The sequence below is a fragment of the Streptococcus sp. HMSC061D10 genome, assembly GCF_001808865.1.
GTDB lineage: Bacteria > Bacillota > Bacilli > Lactobacillales > Streptococcaceae > Streptococcus.
Map to the genome: position 1 here is coordinate 14,816 of NZ_KV795008.1, position 23,259 is coordinate 38,074.

Annotated in this window: 18 protein-coding genes; 16 read left to right on the plus strand and 2 right to left on the minus strand. The window is 41.5% G+C overall.

Annotation, left to right across the window (positions count from 1 at the left end):
* Positions 1 to 126: 126 nt before the first annotated feature.
* The 9 genes from purF (at position 127) to purB (ending at position 11,882) form a co-directional block, all read left to right on the plus strand.
* Positions 127 to 1,569 (plus strand): amidophosphoribosyltransferase, encoded by a 1,443-nt coding sequence (purF, locus tag HMPREF2728_RS02930; protein ID WP_075226989.1) that lies wholly within the window; start codon positions 127 to 129, stop codon positions 1,567 to 1,569.
* 36 nt (positions 1,570 to 1,605) lie between these two features.
* Positions 1,606 to 2,628 carry a phosphoribosylformylglycinamidine cyclo-ligase gene (gene purM, locus HMPREF2728_RS02935; RefSeq protein WP_075226990.1) on the plus strand — a complete coding sequence of 341 codons (1,023 nt, stop codon included), beginning with the start codon at positions 1,606 to 1,608 and terminating at the stop codon, positions 2,626 to 2,628.
* Positions 2,628 to 3,182, plus strand: coding sequence for a phosphoribosylglycinamide formyltransferase (purN, locus tag HMPREF2728_RS02940; protein ID WP_075226991.1), 555 nt, complete (start codon positions 2,628 to 2,630; stop codon positions 3,180 to 3,182). The genes purM and purN overlap by 1 nt, the downstream gene beginning before the upstream one ends.
* A 74-nt stretch (positions 3,183 to 3,256) precedes the next feature.
* Positions 3,257 to 4,804 (plus strand): bifunctional phosphoribosylaminoimidazolecarboxamide formyltransferase/IMP cyclohydrolase, encoded by a 1,548-nt coding sequence (purH, locus tag HMPREF2728_RS02945; protein WP_075226992.1) that lies wholly within the window; start codon positions 3,257 to 3,259, stop codon positions 4,802 to 4,804.
* A gap of 121 nt (positions 4,805 to 4,925) precedes the next feature.
* On the plus strand, positions 4,926 to 6,191 hold the full coding sequence (purD, locus tag HMPREF2728_RS02950) for a phosphoribosylamine--glycine ligase (RefSeq protein WP_075226993.1): 1,266 nt from the start codon (positions 4,926 to 4,928) through the stop codon (positions 6,189 to 6,191).
* A gap of 326 nt (positions 6,192 to 6,517) precedes the next feature.
* Entirely contained in the window at positions 6,518 to 7,006 is a 489-nt protein-coding gene (purE, locus tag HMPREF2728_RS02955) for a 5-(carboxyamino)imidazole ribonucleotide mutase (protein WP_075226994.1), read from the plus strand.
* A complete protein-coding gene (purK, locus tag HMPREF2728_RS02960) occupies positions 6,993 to 8,084 on the plus strand; it encodes a 5-(carboxyamino)imidazole ribonucleotide synthase (RefSeq protein ID WP_075226995.1) in 1,092 nt (363 codons plus the stop codon). Before purE ends, purK begins: the two co-directional genes overlap by 14 nt.
* 1 nt (position 8,085) lies before the next feature.
* Positions 8,086 to 10,572, plus strand: coding sequence for a toll/interleukin-1 receptor domain-containing protein (locus tag HMPREF2728_RS02965; RefSeq protein WP_075226996.1), 2,487 nt, complete (start codon positions 8,086 to 8,088; stop codon positions 10,570 to 10,572).
* An 11-nt stretch (positions 10,573 to 10,583) separates the two neighbouring features.
* A complete protein-coding gene (purB, locus tag HMPREF2728_RS02970) occupies positions 10,584 to 11,882 on the plus strand; it encodes an adenylosuccinate lyase (protein ID WP_075226997.1) in 1,299 nt (432 codons plus the stop codon).
* 46 nt (positions 11,883 to 11,928) lie between these two features.
* Here the strand turns inward: purB and strH are convergent, their stop codons facing one another.
* Together strH and HMPREF2728_RS02980 are read right to left on the minus strand one after the other, a co-directional pair.
* Positions 11,929 to 15,759, minus strand: a complete 3,831-nt coding sequence (gene strH / locus HMPREF2728_RS02975) for an LPXTG-anchored beta-N-acetylhexosaminidase StrH (RefSeq protein ID WP_075226998.1) — start codon at positions 15,757 to 15,759, stop codon at positions 11,929 to 11,931.
* A gap of 270 nt (positions 15,760 to 16,029) precedes the next feature.
* Positions 16,030 to 16,746: a GntR family transcriptional regulator gene (locus tag HMPREF2728_RS02980; RefSeq protein ID WP_045762517.1), complete on the minus strand. Its 717-nt coding sequence runs from the start codon at positions 16,744 to 16,746 to the stop codon at positions 16,030 to 16,032.
* Positions 16,747 to 17,070: 324 nt separating this feature from the next.
* Here HMPREF2728_RS02980 and HMPREF2728_RS02985 point away from each other — a divergent pair, with 324 nt between their 5' ends.
* The 7 genes from HMPREF2728_RS02985 to HMPREF2728_RS03015 all read left to right on the plus strand — a co-directional run.
* The gene (locus HMPREF2728_RS02985) at positions 17,071 to 18,858 is read left to right on the plus strand and encodes a glycoside hydrolase family 35 protein (RefSeq protein ID WP_075226999.1); all 1,788 of its coding nucleotides are present in this window, start codon (positions 17,071 to 17,073) and stop codon (positions 18,856 to 18,858) included.
* Positions 18,855 to 19,331 carry a PTS sugar transporter subunit IIB gene (locus HMPREF2728_RS02990; RefSeq protein ID WP_070458000.1) on the plus strand — a complete coding sequence of 159 codons (477 nt, stop codon included), beginning with the start codon at positions 18,855 to 18,857 and terminating at the stop codon, positions 19,329 to 19,331. Before HMPREF2728_RS02985 ends, HMPREF2728_RS02990 begins: the two co-directional genes overlap by 4 nt.
* A 26-nt stretch (positions 19,332 to 19,357) precedes the next feature.
* Complete coding sequence (locus tag HMPREF2728_RS02995) at positions 19,358 to 20,263, plus strand: PTS mannose/fructose/sorbose/N-acetylgalactosamine transporter subunit IIC (RefSeq protein ID WP_075227000.1); 906 nt, start codon at positions 19,358 to 19,360, stop codon at positions 20,261 to 20,263.
* The gene (locus tag HMPREF2728_RS03000; protein WP_000185293.1) at positions 20,250 to 21,071 is read left to right on the plus strand and encodes a PTS system mannose/fructose/sorbose family transporter subunit IID; all 822 of its coding nucleotides are present in this window, start codon (positions 20,250 to 20,252) and stop codon (positions 21,069 to 21,071) included. The genes HMPREF2728_RS02995 and HMPREF2728_RS03000 overlap by 14 nt, the downstream gene beginning before the upstream one ends.
* 3 nt (positions 21,072 to 21,074) lie before the next feature.
* Positions 21,075 to 21,479, plus strand: a complete 405-nt coding sequence (locus tag HMPREF2728_RS03005) for a PTS sugar transporter subunit IIA (protein WP_075227001.1) — start codon at positions 21,075 to 21,077, stop codon at positions 21,477 to 21,479.
* A 99-nt stretch (positions 21,480 to 21,578) separates the two neighbouring features.
* Positions 21,579 to 22,745 (plus strand): SIS domain-containing protein, encoded by a 1,167-nt coding sequence (locus HMPREF2728_RS03010; protein ID WP_075227002.1) that lies wholly within the window; start codon positions 21,579 to 21,581, stop codon positions 22,743 to 22,745.
* Between the two features lie 10 nt (positions 22,746 to 22,755).
* The coding region (locus HMPREF2728_RS03015; RefSeq protein ID WP_148130256.1) for a tagatose 1,6-diphosphate aldolase at positions 22,756 to 23,259 on the plus strand (504 nt) is incomplete at its 3' end.

Consider the following 23,259-nt stretch of genomic DNA (forward strand, 5'->3'; position numbering starts at 1 on the left):
AACAAGTAGATGTAACTTGCGATAATTGAAAATGATTTGTTGTTGCGAGTGAAACGAGCTTCTACCGTATCATTCCGCTGTAGTATCGCTAAGGAATGATACAGAAATAAAAATTAGGTATAGAAAATGACATACGAAGTAAAATCTCTTAATGAAGAATGTGGTGTTTTCGGCATCTGGGGCCACCAAGATGCTGCCAAAATGACCTATTTTGGACTCCATAGTCTTCAGCACCGTGGTCAGGAGGGGGCAGGAATCCTCTCCAATGACCATGGACAATTGAAGCGTCATCGTGATATGGGGCTTTTATCAGAAGTCTTCAAAAATCCTGCTAATTTGGATAAATTGACAGGAACTGGAGCGATTGGACACGTGCGTTATGCGACTGCGGGAGAAGCTTCTGTAGACAATATCCAACCTTTCCTCTTTCGCTTTCACGATATGCAGTTTGGTTTGGCTCATAACGGGAATCTGACCAATGCAGAATCGCTCAAGCAAGAATTGGAACAAAGAGGGGCAATCTTTAGCTCGACTTCTGATTCAGAAATCTTGGCTCACTTGATTCGTCGTAGCCACAATCCAAACCTGATGGGCAAGATCAAGGAAGCGCTCAGTCTTGTTAAAGGTGGTTTTGCTTATCTCTTGATGTTTGAAGATAAGCTAATTGCAGCGCTTGATCCAAACGGCTTCCGTCCTCTGTCAATCGGGAAAATGGCCAATGGAGCAGTTGTGGTTTCCTCTGAAACCTGTGCCTTTGAAGTCATCGGTGCGGAGTGGATTCGCGACGTAAAACCAGGTGAGATTGTCATTATTGATGATAGTGGTATCCAGTATGATAGCTACACAAACGATACTCAGCTGGCAATCTGTTCCATGGAGTACATCTACTTTGCCCGTCCCGACTCTAACATCCACGGTGTCAATGTCCATACAGCTCGTAAGAGAATGGGAGCTCAATTAGCACGTGAGTTCAAGCACGAAGCTGATATTGTAGTTGGGGTACCAAATTCCTCACTCAGTGCAGCAATGGGCTTTGCCGAAGAATCAGGTCTGCCAAATGAAATGGGGCTCATCAAGAACCAATATACGCAACGGACCTTTATCCAGCCGACTCAAGAATTACGGGAACAAGGAGTGCGAATGAAGCTCTCTGCTGTATCTGGTGTTGTGAAAGGCAAACGTGTGGTCATGATTGATGACTCCATTGTACGTGGAACAACATCACGTCGTATTGTCCAACTCTTGAAAGAAGCGGGGGCATCAGAAGTTCACGTTGCCATTGGGAGTCCTGCTCTTGCCTATCCATGTTTCTACGGAATTGATATCCAGACACGTCAGGAGTTGATTGCGGCTAATCATACCGTTGAGGAAACTTGCCAAATCATTGGTGCGGATAGTCTGACTTATCTTTCTATTGATGGATTGATTGACTCTATTGGGATTGAAACAGATGCGCCAAATGGCGGTCTCTGTGTGGCTTACTTTGATGGGAACTATCCAACTCCTCTCTATGATTATGAAGAAGAATATCGTAGAAGTTTGGAAGAAAAAACGAGTTTTTACAAATAAAATTCCCCATTGAAGGAAAGGAAAAGGAATAAACAAATGACAAATAAAAATGCTTATGCCCAATCAGGTGTGGACGTTGAAGCGGGTTATGAAGTTGTTGAACGGATCAAAAAACACGTGGCACGTACGGAGCGTGCAGGTGTCATGGGAGCTCTTGGTGGTTTTGGTGGCATGTTCGACCTTTCAAAAACAGGTGTCAAAGAGCCAGTTTTGATCTCGGGTACAGATGGTGTTGGTACTAAGTTAATGCTGGCTATCAAGTATGACAAACACGATACCATCGGACAAGATTGTGTGGCTATGTGTGTCAACGATATCATCGCTGCAGGTGCTGAGCCTCTTTACTTCCTTGACTATATTGCAACAGGTAAAAATGAACCAGCTAAACTAGAACAAGTTGTTGCGGGTGTGGCTGAAGGTTGTGTACAAGCAGGTGCGGCCCTCATCGGTGGGGAAACTGCTGAAATGCCTGGTATGTATGGTGAAGACGACTATGACTTGGCTGGTTTCGCAGTAGGTGTGGCAGAAAAATCTCAAATCATCGACGGTTCAAAAGTAGCTGAAGGGGATGTGATTCTTGGGCTTGCTTCAAGCGGTATCCACTCAAATGGTTACTCACTTGTTCGTCGTGTCTTTGCTGATTACACAGGTGAAGAAGTCCTCCCAGAATTGGAAGGGAAGAAACTTAAAGACGTTCTTTTGGAACCAACACGTATCTACGTCAAGGCTGTTTTGCCACTCATCAAAGAAGAATTGGTGAATGGTATTGCCCACATCACAGGTGGTGGTTTTATCGAAAATGTGCCACGTATGTTCGCGGATGACTTGGCTGCTGAAATTGACGAAAGCAAGGTTCCAGTTCTTCCAATTTTCAAAGCCCTTGAAAAATATGGTGAAATTAAACACGAAGAAATGTTTGAAATCTTCAACATGGGTGTCGGTCTTATGCTTGCGGTTAAACCAGAGAATGTGGAACGTGTCAAAGAACTTCTTGACGAACCTGTTTATGAAATTGGTCGTATTGTGAAGAAAGATGGCGCAAGTGTGGTGATTAAATAATGACTAAAAGGATTGCTGTTTTTGCCTCTGGTAACGGCTCAAACTTTCAGGTGATTGCGGAACAATTTCCAGTAGAATTTGTTTTCTCAGATCACCGAGATGCCTATGTCTTAGAGCGTGCCGAAAAGCTAGGGGTTTTATCTTATGCCTTCGAACTCAAGGAATTTGAGAGCAAAGCAGACTACGAAGGAGCCATTGTTGAGCTCTTAGATGAACACCAGATTGACTTGGTTTGTCTCGCAGGTTACATGAAAATCGTCGGTCCAACCTTGTTAGCAGCTTATGAAGGCCGTATCATCAATATTCACCCAGCTTATCTCCCTGAATTTCCAGGCGCTCATGGCATTGAGGATGCTTGGAATGCTGGTGTTACTGAGAGTGGCGTGACTATTCACTGGGTGGACTCTGGTGTTGATACCGGTAAGGTCATCAAACAAGTCCGTGTGCCACGCCTTGAAGGGGATACCCTTGATACTTTCGAAACTCGTATCCACGAAACAGAGTACAAACTATATCCAGAAGTCTTGGATAGTTTGGGGGCTGCACGAAAATAAGAAAGCCCTCGAGCTGAAAGAAAATTTTCGACTGTGGCAAAGAAAGAACTTTTTTAAAAAGGAAAAGAAAGAACATGACTAAACGAGCACTTATTTCAGTCTCAGATAAAGCGGGCATTGTTGAATTTGCCCAAGAACTTAAAAAACTTGGTTGGGATATCATCTCGACAGGTGGGACCAAGGTTGCCCTTGACAATGCTGGGGTGGACACCATTGCCATTGACGATGTGACTGGTTTCCCAGAAATGATGGACGGTCGTGTGAAGACCCTCCATCCAAATATTCACGGAGGGCTTCTCGCTCGTCGTGACTTGGATAGCCACTTGGAAGCGGCTAAGGACAACAAGATTGAGCTCATTGACCTTGTGGTGGTAAATCTTTACCCATTTAAGGAAACCATTCTTAAGCCAGATGTGACATACGCAGATGCCGTTGAAAACATCGATATCGGTGGTCCATCTATGCTTCGTTCTGCAGCGAAGAACCACGCTAGCGTCACAGTTGTGGTAGATCCTGCTGACTACGCTGTAGTTTTGGACGAATTGGCAGCAAACGGTGAAACCTCTTACGAAATTCGCCAACGTTTGGCAGCAAAAGTATTCCGTCACACAGCGGCTTACGATGCCTTGATTGCAGAATACTTCACAGCTCAGGTGGGTGAAGAAAAACCTGAAAAACTCACTTTGACCTATGACCTCAAGCAACCAATGCGTTACGGTGAAAACCCTCAACAAGACGCAGACTTCTACCAAAAAGCTTTGCCAACGGATTACTCCATTGCATCAGCGAAACAGCTCAACGGTAAGGAATTGTCCTTCAACAATATCCGTGACGCTGATGCAGCGATCCGCATCATCCGTGATTTTAAAGACCGTCCAACCGTTGTAGCTCTCAAACACATGAACCCGTGCGGTATCGGTCAAGCTGATGACATCGAAACTGCTTGGGATTACGCTTATGAGTCTGACCCAGTGTCTATTTTTGGTGGAATTGTTGTTCTCAACCGTGAGGTGGATGTTGCGACAGCTGAGAAGATGCACGGTGTTTTCCTTGAAATCATCATTGCACCAAGCTATACGGATGAAGCGCTAGCCATTTTGACCAACAAAAAGAAAAATTTGCGCATTCTTGCCTTGCCATTTGACGCACAAGATGCTAGTGAAGTGGAAGTAGAATACACAGGTGTTGTCGGTGGACTCCTCGTTCAAAACCAAGACGTGATCAAAGAAAGCCCAGCTGACTGGCAAGTGGTAACCAAACGCCAACCAACTGAGACAGAAGCGACTGCTCTTGAGTTTGCTTGGAAAGCTATCAAGTATGTCAAATCAAATGGAATCATCGTGACTAATGACCACATGACACTTGGCGTTGGCCCTGGGCAAACCAATCGCGTGGCTTCAGTTCGTATTGCTATTGACCAAGCTAAAGACCGTCTTGACGGCGCTGTTCTTGCTTCAGATGCCTTCTTCCCATTTGCAGATAACGTGGAAGAAATCGCCAAAGCAGGTATCAAAGCTATCATCCAGCCTGGAGGCTCTGTCCGTGACCAAGAATCCATCGAAGCTGCTGATAAATACGGCTTGACCATGGTCTTCACAGGAGTGAGACATTTTAGACATTAAGAAAATAAAAGGGAAGAAAACAGTTTCTTTCCTTTTTTTGCTTTAAAAGCGAAACGAAACAAGATTAAAACGAACGTTTATGGTATAATATTAGTAAATAATTCGCAAAAGAGGTTGAAAGATGAAGCTGTTAGTTGTCGGCTCGGGTGGTCGTGAACATGCCATTGCTAAGAAGTTGCTTGAGTCAAAAGACGTTGAAAAAGTCTTTGTAGCTCCTGGGAATGACGGGATGACTCTGGATGGTCTAGAATTGGTAAATATCTCTATTTCCGAACATTCTGCATTGATTGAATTTGCAAAAGCCAACGATATTGCCTGGTCTTTTATCGGGCCAGATGATGCCCTTGCTGCTGGTATCGTGGATGATTTTAATGCAGCTGGTCTCAAGGCCTTTGGTCCAACAAGATTGGCAGCGGAGTTGGAGTGGTCCAAGGATTTTGCTAAGGAAATCATGGTCAAGTACGGCGTTCCGACAGCAGCCTATGGGACCTTCTCAGATTTCGAGGAAGCCAAGGCCTATATCGAGGATAAAGGTGCTCCAATCGTAGTCAAGGCAGACGGTTTGGCCCTTGGGAAAGGTGTTGTCGTTGCGGAGACAGTCGAGCAAGCAGTAGAAGCCGCTCATGAGATGCTTTTGGACAATAAATTTGGTGACTCAGGCGCGCGTGTGGTTATCGAGGAGTTTCTTGCAGGAGAGGAATTTTCACTTTTTGCCTTTGTCAATGGTGACAAGTTCTACATCATGCCAACAGCTCAGGACCACAAACGTGCCTATGATGGCGACAAGGGGCCTAACACTGGTGGGATGGGTGCCTATGCGCCAGTTCCACACTTACCACAGAGTGTAGTTGATACGGCAGTGGAGACTATTGTCAAGCCAGTCCTCGAAGGGATGATTAAAGAAGGTCGTCCCTATCTTGGTGTCCTATACGCAGGGCTTATCTTGACAGCTGATGGACCCAAAGTCATCGAGTTTAACTCTCGTTTCGGAGATCCAGAAACTCAGATTATCTTGCCTCGTTTGACATCTGATTTTGCACAAAATATTACGGATATTTTGGATGGCAAGGAGCCAGCCATCACTTGGACGGACAAGGGTGTGACACTGGGTGTAGTTGTCGCATCAAACGGATACCCACTCGCATATGAGAAGGGTGTCAAGCTTCCAGCCAAGACAGAGGGCGACATCATCACCTACTATGCAGGAGCGAAATTCGCTGAAAATGGCCAAGACCTCCTCTCAAATGGCGGCCGTGTTTACATGCTGGTCACCACAGCAGAGACCGTTAAAGAAGCTCAAAAGACCATTTACAGCGAGCTTACAAAACAAAATACAGAAGGCCTCTTTTACCGAACTGATATCGGTAGCAAGGCGATAAAAGATTAATAGAGCGAGCGAAAGCGAGCTAAATGAAGATAATGGTCGCTGTGGTGAAAAGACCAGAACAGTATCTGTTCTGGTCTAGGGAAAATTTGAGACCTTAAGCTCAAATTTTAGGAATGAAACCGAAGGTTTGCTTCCGTCCCCACCACCTAAGATCATGATCAAAAAAGAAAAACTTTAAGAAAGGAGTATTCAGTTAGTTTTACTAACTGAACACGGGACTAAATCCCTAGGAAAAAAGAAAAAACTGCCTAGATGTAACGCCGTCGTTAGTTTTCCTATTTTTCTACGGAATTTTTCGCAAGCGAATCGTCCCTTTGTATCTTAAAATGAAACCAGTAATTTCCATTATCATGGGCTCAAAATCTGACTGGGCAACCATGCAAAAAACAGCAGAAGTCCTCGACCACTTCGGTGTCGATTACGAAAAGAAAGTTGTTTCCGCACACCGTACACCAGACCTCATGTTCAAACATGCTGAAGAAGCTCGTAGCCGCGGCATCAAGGTCATCATTGCAGGTGCAGGTGGCGCAGCTCACTTGCCAGGTATGGTAGCTGCTAAGACCACTCTTCCAGTCATCGGAGTACCTGTCAAGTCTCGTGCTCTTAGCGGTGTGGATTCTCTCTATTCTATCGTTCAGATGCCAGGTGGTGTACCTGTGGCAACTATGGCTATCGGTGAAGCAGGTGCGACCAATGCGGCCCTCTTTGCCCTCCGTCTACTTTCAGTGGAAGATCAGGCTATCGCTACTGCTTTGGCAGATTATGCTGAAGAACAAGGAAAAATCGCAGAGGAGTCGACAAATGAGCTCATCTAAAACAATCGGAATTATCGGTGGCGGCCAGCTGGGTCAGATGATGGCTATTTCTGCTATCTACATGGGACACAAGGTTATCGCGCTGGACCCTGCGGCAGATTGCCCGGCCTCTCGTGTGGCGGAAATCATCGTGGCTCCTTATAATGATGTGGACGCACTTCGTCAATTGGCAGAGCGCTGTGATGTTCTCACTTATGAATTCGAAAATGTTGATGCAGATGGTTTAGATGCTGTCATCAAGGATGGACAACTCCCTCAAGGAACGGACTTGCTACGTATTTCTCAAAACCGTATCTTTGAAAAGGACTTTCTCTCAAACAAGGCCAAAGTCACCGTTGCACCTTACAAGGTTGTGACCTCAAGCCAAGATTTGGCAGATATCGACTTGTCGAAAAACTATGTTCTCAAGACTGCGACTGGTGGCTACGATGGTCATGGACAAAAGGTTATTCGTTCAGAAGCAGACTTGGAAGAAGCCTATGCACTAGCTGATTCAGCAGACTGTGTCCTGGAAGAATTTGTCAACTTCGACCTTGAAATTTCTGTCATCGTGTCGGGGAATGGAAAGGATGTGACGATTTTCCCAGTTCAGGAAAACATCCACCGCAACAATATCCTGTCTAAGACCATTGTGCCTGCCCACATTTCAGAAAGTCTAGCTGAAAAGGCCAAATCTATGGCAGTGCGAATTGCAGAACAGCTCAAGCTATCTGGAACGCTCTGTGTGGAAATGTTTGCGACTGCTGATGACATCATTGTCAATGAAATTGCGCCACGTCCACACAATTCTGGTCACTACTCGATTGAAGCCTGTGGCTTCTCTCAGTTTGATACCCATATTCTGGGCGTTCTGGGAGCACCATTGCCAGACATCAAACTACATGCGCCAGCTGTCATGCTCAATGTCCTCGGCCAGCACGTCGAGGCTGCTGAAAAATATGTCGCAGAAAATCCAAGCGCCCACCTCCACATGTATGGTAAAATAGAAGCGAAGCACAACCGTAAAATGGGGCATGTGACTTTGTTTAGTGCTGAACCGGATAAGGTTGAGGAATTTGGGAAAGGAATTGATTGGTAAAATGAGAAAAGTATTTATTTCACATAGCAGTAGAGACAAAGATATGTTTGTACGTCCACTGGTTGAGAAACTTAAAAAAAATCTTGGAGAGGATCGATTGGTTTATGATGAATTAACATTTGAGGCAGGCGCAAAAATAATAGAAGAAATCCGAAGATCGATAGAAAAGACGGACTTATTCGTATTACTCTTATCAAAGAATTCACTGTCCTCGGAGTGGGTAAAACAAGAAATTATTTGGGCTCAAGGACTAGATTCTGACTTCGTAGATGAACAAAGAATTATGCCGGTTATAATTGATGATGTAACTAAATATAATCATGAGGAAATTCCAGACTGGCTAAGAAACTATAATATAAAAAAAATTAAATCACCAAGTAAGCTATCTAGAATCATTTTTTCAAGGGTTACAGAAATTTCTTGGGAAAATAGTGATTTTTTAAATAAGAAGACAAATTTATTTGTTGGTCGTAATTCTGAAATGGAAAGTTTTGAAAGTAGAATTAATGATTTCACAATTGATAAAACAAATTTTATCATTACCTCTGGAATGAGTACGGTAGGACGTCGGAGTTTTTTAAAGAGAGCGTTAGATAAAACTGGCATAGTGAAAAAGTCCTATTTCCCACCTATAATTTATTTAGACGGACACCAAAGTATAGAGGATTTTATAAAAGGATTAACTAATGTTTCTGATTTGGAAGATAATTTTGATTTTATGAATATCACTTTAGATGAAAAGATTGATATTGCATATGAACTGTTGTGTTATTTAAATACTCAGTTAGGGGATAAACTATTTGTAGATGATCAAGGAGCCATTGTAACTCACACAGGAGAATTGGCATATTGGTTTGAACAAATTGTTAAAAAGTTTGAACACAGTGACTTCATCGATTTGTCAACTTGTATAATAAGTAAATACAAGCCTCACTCTCTATTTTCATTAAAAAATATGTTTCATCTTCACATAGATGTCCTAACTCCAGGTGACCGAAATAAACTACTTTTTCAATACAGTGGGCTTAATGATTTGGATTTAGATAAGTCAGAATTAGCTGACATAAGTCAGTTATTTTCAGGATTTCCTGAAGAAATATTTTATACAATTGATATAATTAAACAAAACTCAAAAGAGTATTTTTATAAGAATACACACATTGTTTCAGATTACTCTGATAATAAAATACAGTCAATAATTTCTGGATTTAATTACACTGATGATGATAACAAAGCTTTAAAGATATTATCTAAGTTTAATTTTATCAATTTGGAATCCTTATCTAAAATATTCGAATATGCATCAATCGCACCCAAAATTAGTGATATTGAAAAATATATTAGACATGGTATGGTGAATAAGATCGGTGTAGATGGCGAGTATATAGCTTTAAATTTAGCTGCAAGAAACTTTTATGAGAGACAGATCCATTTAGAACCACAACTATCAAGCGCACTAGATAAATTTGTTAGAACTATAGAAATTAATGATTCTAATCTGGATCTTGCGGATGAAATATTTGTTATGCAAGAAAGTTTAAGATTAGGAAAACAAGTACCTATAGAGAAGCTACTCCCATCGTATTATTTGAAAACGATGAAGAATTTATATGATGATAGAAAAAATTCTGCTGTTATAAAATTAGCAGATAATGTATTGGAATCAAGTGACGTATTAGATAGTTACATAAGAGATGAAATCCGATTCTTCTTATGTAGTTCATTAGCTAGATTAAAGGATGAACGATTTAAGAATGAAGTTCAGAGTATTTCAGGGTACAAACATAATTTTTTATTTGGCTTTTACTATAGGCAAATAGGACGCTTTGACGTTGCAATTGATCGTTTTAATAAGGTTTTGGAGGAAAATCGCACATATTCTCAGGCAAAACGAGAGTTGGTTTTATTATATAATAAAATAGGAGAATATGATAAAGCATATTTGATGGCTAAAGATAACTATGAAAACAATCGCAATAATCCCTATCATATACATGCTTATTTTCAAAGTGTTCTTTATCAAAGAGAGTCTATACTACCTACAGTAGAAAAGAAAAGAATATTAGAATCTTTATTAAATGATTTTGAAAAGATTGATTCTCCAAGTGCACGAAACATGTTTTTAATTTCTAAAGCAAAATATAATATGGAAATTGAGATGAATTACAGTGAAGTTCAATCTATATTGGATCAAGCGAAAATAGAGTTTCCAGAGGATAACACCTATTTATTACTGTTTCAAGTTGATTTTTTTGAAAGAACAAAAGACTTGAAACAACTGGAAAAAGTTTTAAGCTATATGAAAATCTCAGGTTTTAATAGAAGAGATAGCAATTATTATAACGATTTCTTAAAATGCCAAATTTTTATAAATGCATTAAAAAATAATGATATTGAGTGGAAAGAATACTTATCTAAGCTTACACTATCTGATACTGCTAGGTTGGCTATTAAAGAACGAGCAATGAAACTTATTGATCAACAATAAAGGAGTAAACAATGATCGAACGTTACTCTCGCCCTGAGATGGCGAACATTTGGACTGAAGAAAATAAATACCGTGCTTGGCTTGAGGTGGAAATCTTAGCTGACGAAGCATGGGCTGAGTTAGGGGAAATCCCTAAGGAAGATGTAGCTTTGATTCGTGAAAAAGCGGACTTTGACATCGACCGTATCTTGGAAATCGAGCAAGAGACTCGCCACGATGTGGTGGCTTTCACGCGTGCGGTTTCTGAGACTCTTGGTGAAGAGCGCAAGTGGGTTCACTATGGGTTGACTTCTACCGACGTGGTGGATACTGCCTACGGTTACCTCTACAAACAAGCCAACGACATCATCCGCAAGGACCTTGAAAACTTCCTCAACATCATCGCTGACAAAGCGAAAGAGCACAAGTTCACCATCATGATGGGGCGTACCCACGGTGTTCACGCTGAGCCTACAACTTTTGGTCTTAAATTGGCAACTTGGTACAGCGAAATGAAGCGCAACATCGAGCGTTTTGAGCATGCGGCTGCTGGCGTGGAAGCTGGTAAGATTTCTGGTGCGGTTGGTAACTTTGCCAACATCCCACCATTCGTTGAAAAATACGTCTGCGATAAATTGGGTATCCGTGCCCAAGAAATCTCTACACAGGTGCTTCCTCGTGACCTTCACGCTGAGTACTTTGCAGTTCTTGCGAGCATCGCAACTTCTATCGAGCGTATGGCAACTGAAATTCGTGGTCTTCAAAAATCAGAACAACGTGAAGTGGAAGAGTTCTTTGCCAAAGGTCAAAAAGGTTCTTCAGCTATGCCTCACAAACGTAACCCAATCGGTTCTGAAAACATGACAGGTCTTGCGCGTGTGATCCGTGGTCACATGGTAACAGCTTATGAAAATGTATCACTCTGGCATGAGCGTGATATCTCTCACTCATCAGCTGAGCGCATCATTGCACCAGATACAACTATCTTGATTGACTACATGCTCAACCGTTTCGGAAACATCGTTAAGAACTTGACGGTCTTCCCAGAAAACATGATCCGCAACATGAACTCTACATTTGGTTTGATCTTCAGCCAACGTGCCATGCTTGCTTTGATTGAAAAAGGTATGACACGTGAGCAAGCCTACGACCTTGTTCAACCTAAGACAGCCCAATCATGGGATAACCAAGTCGACTTCAAACCACTTCTTGAAGCAGATCCAGAAGTGACTTCACGTCTCACTCAAGAAGAAATTGATGAAATCTTTAACCCAACTTACTATACCAAACGTGTGGATGAAATCTTCGAACGCATCGGTTTGGGTGATTAATGATAACAATAAAAAGCGAGATTTTTGTCTCGCTTTTTATTTGTGCTTAATCTTTTTTCTTGCTAAGTCCGTAAGCTGTGAGTGCAGTCATAAGACCAGTAGCAATTAACCATTCTGAACCTTGGCTTCCTGTTTCAGGAAGTTTATTTTCTTTTGCTACAGGAGCTGGGCCTTGAGGAAGGGCTTTGTTTTCCTCAGCAGGAACAGTTGCTAGAGCTGGTTCATTTGGAATCTCTAGTTTTGGTTTTTCTTCAGCGATAGCAGTTTGACCATGTTCATCGCCAAGGTGAGTGACAGGGTTGCCAACTTCAATCACTTGAGCGACTGGTTCTTGAGCTACGACACTTGTAACCAATGTTTTAACTTCAGATCCATCAGCAGCAGTAGTCACAGAGTAGAAATGGCTACGACGACCGTTGACACCTGCAGTTACTAGACGAGTTTGTCCCTTAGGTAGCGAAGGAGTCTCGCGAGTGATCGTTGTAAATGGAATTTCTTCGTCCTCGATCACAACACGTGGTTTTGCATCTGCAACAGGAGCTTGACCTTTTTCGTCTCCTACATGTGTTGTTAATGTTCCAACTTCGACAACTTGATTGACAGCTTCTTTCGTTACTTGATTTTCAAGAACTGTTTCTGTCTGCTTGCCATTTTCAGTCACAACTGAAAGATACTTAGTACGTTCTCCTTTGACACCAGCAGTGATGACTTTCTCTTGTCCTGCTGGAATGTTAGGATTTTCTTTCTTAACGATCTCAAACGGAATTTCTTCTGTCTTAACAAGAAGCTCTGGTCGATTTTCAACTGTAGCAGCAGTTTCACTCTCATCGAGGCTTCCTGAGTGAGTGGCAGCTGGTTTAAGACCAAGTCTAGCAGCTTTGAGATTAGCTACAAGTGTATCTAACTCAGCTTGTTTATTACGATTGAGGTTGTAGTTAAGAGCGTCTTTAGCAACCTTGAGAGCGTCGAGACTTTCTGTGCTATATCCTTCTAAGTTTTCAGGGATTTGAGCAAGTTCTTCGCGTAGCGCTTTGTAGTTAGCACGGAAATAGTCCTTGTTGTGGTCTGCAAAAGCAGTCATGAGTTCAAAGATTTCTTCTTCCTTGTATTCTGCGCTTGGTCGATCAGCCCAGATAGCTAACATACTACCAACAGTAGGTAGGTCAACTTCAGGATATTTAGTTGATGCTAGTTGGTTAAATGGAGTTTTTTCAGTATTTTCAATAGCTTTCTTGAGGAAGCCACCACCATCTTCTGGTTTTTGACCGAGAATGTAGTACCAATCTCCATTCGTGTTAAGGAATTTGTACCCCTTACTTGCTAGGTATTGAGGAGATGCAAGGTTGTAACCCCACCATCCTTTAGACCAGTAAGAGATGATAACGTCTTTATCAAACTCAACATCATCCTTGTCTTCATAGTAGAAGCCATCGTTAAAGGCCATTGGTTGAAGACCTTTTTCTTTAGCCATGGCAGCTAGGCTATTAGCGTATTCAGCAAATTTACCATAGAGGCCATACCACTTGAGGTAATACCAACCTTGAGCGTTGGTAGCATCATTGGCATACTCATCTGTACCATAGTTGAAGATCTTAGTCTTGCCTGCAAAGAAGTCCATGTACTTGCCAATAAGGGCTTTTGTAAAGTTCATTGCTTCTTCGTTCTCAAGGTCCATAGTTGTTTTTGAAACCTTGTCAAAATTAGCTTGAGGGTTTGCGATGCCTAATTTTTCCATAGCAACAAGCATAGCATCCATGTGACCTGGGCTATTGATAGCTGGGATTAATCCAATACCTTTGTTTTTAGCATACTGGATAAGCTCAGTGATTTCGGCTTGGTTCAAAGTAGTTCCATTAGGATCATCGTAGTAAGATTTTGTTCCTTCGATGATGGCGTTTTTCACATCGTCGCTTGCATAAGTCTTGCCGTTTGCTGAGATACTCATATCATCAAGTAAGAAGCGAAGTCCATCATTTCCAAGGAGGAGATGAAGGTCAGAGTATCCAAGTTCGCTGGCTTTGTCAACGATTCGTTTAAGTTGGTCTAGCGTGAAGTATTTACGACCAGCATCAATAGAGATTACTTTGTTCTTAGCTAGTTTTTCAACTTCGCGTTTAGCATCTTCTTCTTTTTGAGCTTCTGGAGTGAAGGTCAAGTTGCTAACAGCTTCCTGGAGTTTTGCGATCGCTTGATCAATAGTATCTTGTTGAGCACGGCTAAGGTTGCTATCGAGAGCACGGATGGCTTTTTCAGCTTCTTTAACGGCTGCAATACTTTCTTCTGTGTAGCGAGTAAGGTCTGTTGGAACTTCTTTCAGAGCTTGTTCAGCAGACTCGTAATCAGCAGCGAAGTACTCAGCGTTAGAGTTTGCGAATTGACGCATGAGTTTGAAGAGACGAGATGGAGAGTAGCGAGCAGATGGAGTATCAGCCCAAGCCGCTACCATACCACCGATAATAGGAACGTCAGATCCTTCTGTTTTTGGTACAGAAGTAATCGGTGTGCTCTTAATGCCGTTCAAACCTTGGTCCAGGTTGTACCAACCTTGTCCGTCAGCATTACGGCCGAGAACGTAGTACCAAGCATCGTTAGTATTGAGGATTTCGTGTCCTTTTTCAGCTAGTAATTTAGAAGAAGCGACATCGTAACCGCCCCAGCCACCAGTCCACATAGAGACGATGATGTCCTTGTCAAAGGTACCAAAACTTGTATCGCTATTATAGTAGATACCGTCGTTGAAGGCCATAGGTTTTAGACCGTGAGATTTGACGATACGAGCTAGGTCATTAGCATAGGCGATGAATTTGTCATAGCCCTTGTCTGGGAATCCATCTTCTGGATACCATTTATAGGCTTGAAGAACGCTCCATCCTTTAGCATCAGTAGCATCGTTAGCGTACTCATCCAAACCAATGTTGAAGATTTCAGACTTACCAGCAAAGTAGCCTGCATACTTATCAATCAAAGCTTTTGTGAAGGCAACTGCTTTTTCATTGTCAAGGTCGACAGTACGTGCTGATTCTTTACCAAAATAGTTAAAGTTAGGCTTTTCAATACCTAGTTCTTTCATGGCATTGAGGATAGCGTCCATGTGACCAGGACTGTTAACAGATGGGATAAGTCCAATACCTTTATCTTTAGCATAGTTAATCAAGTCGGTCATTTGGCTTTCAGTTAGATGATTGCCGTTTGGATCGTTGTAGTAGGCGTTTGTTCCGTTTTCAACAGCGCGTTTGACATCGTCACTCGCATAAGTCTTGTCCCCTACAGTTAGGGACATATCATCTAGCATAAAGCGCAAGCCGTCATTTCCGACTAGGAGATGAAGATCAGTATAGCCATAGTGTTTGGCTTTGTCGATGATTTCTTTCAGTTGTTCAGGAGAGAAGTATTTACGCCCTGCATCGATTGAAACGATTTTCTTTTTAGCCAGTTTTTCATTGACTTGAGCTGCTCTCTCTGTAGCGACTACAGGAGCTTCAACTTTAGCAACTTCTTTGTTTTCTGCCTTTTCTGGTTCTGGCTGCTTAGCTTCTTCAGTTACTTCTGGTTTTGCTGGAGTTTCTTCGGTTGTAACAGTTTTTTCTACAATAGATGCAGGAGTAGCTTCAACTTTTGGTGCTTCAGTGTTTGTTACAGGTGTCACTGGAGCTGCAGGAGCTACGGCTTCTGGTGTAGGACTAGTTTCAAGTTTTTCTTCGCTGGCCTGTGGAGACGATTCTCCTGCGGCTTGGATAGTAGGTTGATTCTCTGTTGTAGTAGGTACGACTCCATCAGCGGCAACAGCTTGTGCATGAAAGGCAAAGCCAATCAAGACAGAAGCTGCTCCGATTGCGTATTTACGAATAGAGAAACGCTGTTTATTTTCTGGTTTCATTAAATAACCTCCTAATTTATTGTTTTGGTAGCGTTTTCACAAACTGATTCCATTGTATTATCTGAATCTAGCAAAGTCAAGTATTTTAATAAAATACCTATAAAAAATATAAGAAGTTATTTAATTTGAACTGATTTTAATTTTTACTCTGTTTTTAGTAAAATTTCTCCAAATTATAGTTTAAAGTCATTTGATATTTCCTACTAAAAGCTGACGTGCTATAATGAAAAACAGAAAAGCCTGAAACGATTGTCTCAGACTTTTTAATGTTTAGTGATCGCGATCACATGAGATAAATTTAATCTTATAGAAATCAGAACGTTTGTAAGTTTCAATGTATTCCAACACTTGGCCAGTTGACTCAAGTTTAGTTGTCTTGGTTTGGAGAACAGTTGGGAACTGAGAGTCGATTCCTAGGATAGAAGCAGCATGTTCTGGAGTTGGAAATACAATTTCATTGATTTCTTCAAAATGCTCGTCATTCATGTGAATGTGGTAGTCCAATTTGAAACGATTATAGATAGAACTATAGTATTCAAGATTTGGATAGTTTGCATTGATGTATTGTTCAGGGATATAAGATGTGTGGTAGATATAAGTAACACCGTTAGATTCACGGATACGTTCGATTTTGTAATAAAATTGATCGCCACGCAATCCCAATTTTTCTAAGTAGTTAAGATCGTTACCGCGTTCAATAGAAAGAACAGTGACTTTATCGTCCTTGGTTTCAAAAATTTCTACATCAGAAAATTCCACGAGTTTGTGCTTGCGAGCGCGAGCCACAAAGGTTCCCTTACCTTGTTGGCGGACAATATAACCGTCTTTAGCAAGGTCGTTTAAGGCGCGAACAACAGTGATTGAACTTACGTCATACATTGCAATCAATTCTGCTTCAGTGTAGAATTTGTCGCCACTTGCAAATTGACCTGAAATGATTTTGTTTTTCAATTCATCTTTGATATATTGATACTTTGGAATTGCCATATTTTCACCTCATTTTTTCCTTCTCCATCTTCGATTCTACCATAAATAGTTTGAAAATGATAGTAAATAATGTAAAAAAATAAAATAATAGGCTAAGTGATTGACTTACATATTATTTACGGTTATAAACTCATACATTTATGCAATCTAGATCGAAAATATTTAAGAAAAAAATTTTTTACAAGAATTTTAGAAAACAATTCAGTAAAAAAAAGAAAAATTTTAAATAATTTTCGAAAAATCTATTGACAAGATGGATTCATTAGTTTATCATTTAATATAACAACAAATGAAAGCGCAAACGAAAAAGTATGGGGTGGTAAAATGACAAGGTTTAAAATTGAGGATGATTTTTACCTAGATGGGAAACCATTCAAAATTTTATCTGGTGCCATTCATTATTTTAGAATTCCTGAAGAAGACTGGTATCATTCATTGTACAATCTCAAGGCTTTAGGCTTCAACACTGTTGAAACTTACGTCGCTTGGAATTTGCATGAGCCAACTGAAGGAAACTTCAATTTTGAAGGCAATCTTAATATTGAAAAATTTCTTCAGACAGCTCAGGACTTAGGCTTGTATGCTATTGTTCGACCATCTCCCTTTATCTGTGCAGAGTGGGAATTTGGTGGTTTACCAGCATGGCTTTTAACTAAAGACATGCGAATCCGCTCCTCTGATCCAGCCTTTGTTGAAATGGTAGGACGTTACTACGATCATTTACTTCCGCGTCTTGTTTCAAGATTGTTGGACAATGGTGGTAACATCCTCATGATGCAGGTTGAAAATGAGTACGGTTCATACGGTGAGGACAAGACCTACTTGCGTGAGATTCGCCGATTGATGGAAGAACGTTCAGTGACTTGTCCGCTCTTTACATCTGATGGTCCATGGCGAGCAACTCTGAAAGCTGGTACCTTGATTGAAGATGATCTCTTTGTGACAGGGAACTTTGGTTCAAAAGCTAACTTTAACTTCTCGCAAATGCAAGAGTTCTTTGATGAGTATGGCAAGAAATGGCCACTCATGTGTATGGAATTCTGGGATGGATGGTTTAACCGATGGAAAGAACCAGTCATCACGCGTGAGCCAGAGGAGTTAGCAGAAGCTGTACATGAGGTGCTAGAGCAAGGCTCTATCAACCTTTATATGTTCCACGGTGGAACTAACTTTGGTTTTATGAATGGTTGTTCAGCTCGAGGAACCATCGATTTACCACAAGTAACATCTTATGATTATGACGCTCTCCTTAATGAAGCTGGCAATCCAACTGCTAAATACCTGGCAGTTAAGGAAATGATGGCGACTTACTATCCTGAGTATCCACAATTAGAGCCCCTTTACAAAGAGAGCATGGAAGTTGAAAACATTCCACTGGTTGAGAAAGTTTCTCTTTTCGAAACCTTGGATAGCCTAGCAAGTCCAATCGAGAGTCTCTATCCTAAGAAAATGGAAGAGTTGGGACAAAGCTATGGCTACCTACTCTATCGTACAGAAGCTAGCTGGGACGCAGAAGAAGAACGCATCCGTATCATTGATGGACGCGATAGAACTCAGCTATTTGTAGATGGGAAATGGGTCGCAACTCAGTACCAGACTGAAATTGGAGAAGATATCTTCTATCAAGGAAAAAAGAAAGCGCTCTCTAGATTTGACATCCTTATTGAAAATATGGGGCGTGTCAATTACGGGCATAAGTTCCTAGCAGATACACAACGAAAAGGGATTCGTACAGGTGTCTGCAAAGACCTACACTTTATGCTGAGCTGGGAACACTATCCGCTTCCACTAGATAATCCTGAAAAGATTGATTTCTCAAAAGGATGGACAGAAGGACAACCTGCCTTTTACGCCTATGACTTTGAAGTTGAGGCTCCGAAGGACACCTACTTAGAACTATCTGAGTTTGGTAAAGGGATTGTCTATGTCAATGGCCATCATCTCGGACGTTTCTGGAATGTTGGTCCAACCTTATCGCTTTATATTCCGCACAGCTATCTCAAGGAAGGTGCTAACCGCATCATTATCTTTGAAACTGAAGGGGAGTATAAAGATCACATACATTTAACTCGTAAACCTACACTAAAACATATAAAGGGGGAAAATTTATGACAATTGTAGGATGCCGTATCGATGGACGTTTGATCCACGGACAAGTAGCAAACCTTTGGTCTGCTAAACTTAATGTTTCACGTATCATGGTCGTTGACAATGAAGTTGTTAACAACGATGTTGAAAAGAGCGGATTGAAACTTGCAACACCACCAGGTGTAAAACTTAGCATTTTGCCAGTTGAAAAAGCTGCAGCCAATATCCTTGCTGGTAAATACGATAGCCAACGTCTTTTGATTGTAGCACGCAAGCCTGACCGTTTCCTCGGTTTGGTAGAAGCAGGTGTGCCACTTGAAACTGTCAATGTCGGCAACATGTCTCAAACACCAGAAACACGTGCGATCACACGTTCAATCAACGTTGTAGATAAAGACGTAGAAGATTTCCACAAATTGGCGGAAAAAGGTGTTAAACTTACTGCTCAAATGGTTCCAAATGATCCAGTTTCAGACTTTTTGAGCTTATTAAAATAGGAAAAAATTTTTAGGAGGTCATTGTTATGATACAATGGTGGCAAATTTTACTTCTCACTCTGTACTCAGCTTATCAAATCTGTGATGAGTTGACGATCGTTTCTTCTGCAGGTTCCCCTGTATTCGCTGGTTTCATTACTGGTTTGATCATGGGAGATTTGACAACTGGTTTGTTTATCGGTGGTAGCTTGCAGTTGTTCGTACTTGGGGTAGGTACCTTTGGTGGTGCTTCTCGTATCGACGCAACTTCTGGTGCGGTTCTTGCGACAGCTTTCTCAGTTGCACAAGGAATTGATACAGCACTTGCGATTACAACAATTGCTGTGCCAGTAGCAGCACTTTTGACTTACTTCGACGTACTTGGTCGTATGACTACTACATTCTTCGCTCACCGTATTGATGCTGCGATCGAACGCTTTGACTACAAAGGAATCGAACGCAACTACCTTCTTGGTGCGCTTCCATGGGCTGCTTCTCGTGCCCTTCCAGTCTTCTTTGCCCTTGCTTTTGGTGGTGCCTTCGTACAATCAGTAGTAGACTTAGTTGAAGCTTACAAATGGGTTGCAGATGGTTTGACACTCGCAGGTCGTATGCTTCCAGGTCTTGGATTCGCTATCTTACTTCGTTACCTTCCAGTTAAACGTAACCTTCACTACCTTGCTATGGGATTCGGTTTGACAGCTATGTTGACTGTACTTTACTCATACGTAACAGGTCTTGGTGGAGCAGTTGCTGGTATCATTGGAACTCTTCCTGCTGACGTTGCTGAAAAAATTGGCTTTGCCAACAACTTCAAAGGCTTGTCTATGATCGGTATCTCTATCGTAGGTATCTTCCTTGCGGTGCTTCACTTCAAAAATAGCCAAAAAGTAGCTGTAGCAGCACCTTCTACACCATCAGAAAGTGGGGAAATTGAAGATGACGAATTCTAATTACAAACTAACAAAAGAAGATTTTAATCAAATTAACAAACGTAGCTTGTTCACTTTCCAATTGGGATGGAACTACGAACGTATGCAAGCATCAGGTTACCTTTACATGATCTTGCCACAATTGCGTAAAATGTATGGAGATGGAACTCCTGAGTTGAAAGAAATGATGAAAGTTCATACTCAATTCTTCAACACTTCACCATTCTTCCACACAATCATCGCTGGTTTTGACCTTGCCATGGAAGAAAAAGATGGCGTTGGTTCAAAAGATGCGGTTAACGGTATCAAGACTGGTTTGATGGGACCATTCGCTCCTCTTGGAGATACTATCTTTGGTTCACTTGTACCTGCTATCATGGGATCTATCGCTGCAACAATGGCTATCGCTGGTCAACCTTGGGGTATTTTCCTTTGGATCGCAGTTGCAGTAGCGTATGACATCTTCCGTTGGAAACAGTTGGAATTTGCCTACAAAGAAGGGGTTAACCTAATCAACAACATGCAAAGCACTTTGACAGCTTTGATTGAAGCTGCATCTGTACTTGGTGTGTTCATGATGGGTGCTCTTGTAGCAACAATGATCAACTTTGAAATTTCATACAAATTGCCAATCGGTGAAAAGATGATTGACTTCCAAGACATCTTGAACTCAATCTTCCCACGCTTGCTTCCAGCAATCTTCACTGCCTTTATCTTCTGGTTGCTTGGTAAGAAAGGTATGAACTCTACAAAAGCTATCGGTATCATTATCGTGCTTGCCTTGGCTCTTTCTGCCTTTGGTAAATTTGCACTTGGAATGGGCGCATAATTTATGACTAAATCATTGATTTTAGTGAGCCATGGACGTTTTTGTGAAGAACTTAAAGGTAGCACAGAAATGATTATGGGTCCACAAGACAACATTCATGCAGTAGCTCTTCTTCCAGAAGATGGACCAGAAGATTTCACTGCGAAATTTGAAGCTGCTGTCGAAGGTTTGGATGATTTCCTAGTCTTTGCTGACCTCCTTGGTGGAACACCATGTAACGTGGTGAGCCGTCTGATTATGGAAGGTCGTGACATTGAACTTTATGTAGGAATGAATCTTCCAATGGTTATTGAATTTATCAATGCTAGCCTAACTGGCGCTGATGCAGATTATAAGAGTCGTGCTTCAGAAAGCATTGTCAAAGTTAATGATTTATTGGCAAGCTTCGACGACGATGAAGATGAATAAGATGTAACAAACTATCTTATAGAAAATATACATGGGAATGGGAGCGACTCCCATTCCCATGTTTTCAATCATGAAACAATATTAGATTAGAGGTTTTCAATGCTAGATTATACAAAAGAAGAATTGCTTGAGTTGGGGGCAGAAATCACAACTCGCGAAATTTACCAACAACCAGATGTTTGGAAAGAAGCTTTTGAAGCTTATCAAGCACGACGTGATGAAATTGCAGCCTTTTTACAAGGAATTGCTGACAAACATGACTACATCAAAGTTATCCTGACTGGTGCTGGAACTTCTGCTTATGTAGGTGATACTCTGGTTCCTTACTTTAAAGAAGTTTATGATGAACGTAAATGGAATTTCAATGCTATCGCGACAACTGATATTGTAGCAAACCCACAAACTTATTTGAAAAAAGATGTGGCAACTGTTTTGGTATCATTCGCGCGTAGCGGGAACTCACCTGAGAGTGTGGCAACAGTTGACTTGGCCAAGGCTTTGGTTGGTGAGCTTTATCAAGTGACCATCACATGTGCAGCTGAAGGGAAATTGGCTCTTCAAGCGCATGGTGATGACCGCAACCTCTTGCTCTTGCAACCAGCTGCTTCTAACGATGCTGGGTTTGCTATGACTTCAAGCTTCACTTCAATGATGTTGACAGCGCTCTTGGTATTTGATCCGACAGACTTTGCTGTTAAAGCTGAACGTTTCGACGTGCTATCTAGTTTAGCTCGCAAAGTTCTTGACAATGTGGCAGATGTCAAAGAGTTGGTTGACCTAGACTTTAACCGAGTGATTTATCTAGGTGCGGGCCCATTCTTCGGACTTGCTCACGAAGCACAGCTTAAAATTTTGGAATTGACTGCTGGTCAGGTTGCGACTATGTATGAAAGCCCAGTTGGCTTCCGTCACGGTCCAAAATCTCTTATCAACGAAGATACAGTCGTTTTGGTATTTGGTACTACAACAGATTATACTCGTAAGTACGATTTAGACTTGGTTCGTGAAGTTGCTGGCGACCAAATTACTCGTCGAGTTGTTCTCTTGAGTGATCAAGCCTTTGGACTTGAAAATGTGAAGGAAGTAGCACTTGGATGCGGTGGGGTTCTGAATGATGTTTACCGTGTCTTCCCTTACATCGTTTATGGTCAGTTATTTGCTCTCTTGACTTCACTTAAAGTTGGTAACAGACCAGATACACCATCACCTACAGGTACAGTTAACCGTGTCGTTCAAGGTGTCATTATTCACGAGTTTGAAAAATAAGGAGTTATTTATGAGTAAATTAACATTAAGCCCAAATAAACATGCCTGCATGCAAAAACTCTCAGACGAGAATGGTATCATCTCAGCTCTTGCTTTTGACCAACGTGGTGCTTTGAAACGCCTCATGGCTCAATACCAAACAGAAGAGCCAACAGTAGCTCAAATGGAAGAACTTAAAGTCTTGGTAGCGGATGAATTGACAAAATACGCTTCATCTATGCTTCTTGACCCTGAGTACGGACTTCCAGCTACAAAAGCTCTTGATCCAAAAGCTGGTCTTCTCCTTGCTTATGAAAAAACTGGATACGACACAACAAGTACAAAACGTTTGCCAGACTGCTTGGATGTTTGGTCTGCAAAACGTATCAAAGAACAAGGTGCAGATGCTGTTAAGTTCTTGCTTTACTATGACGTAGATAGCTCTGACGAACTTAACCAACAAAAACAAGCTTACATCGAACGTATCGGTTCTGAGTGTGTGGCTGAAGATATTCCATTCTTCCTTGAAATCCTT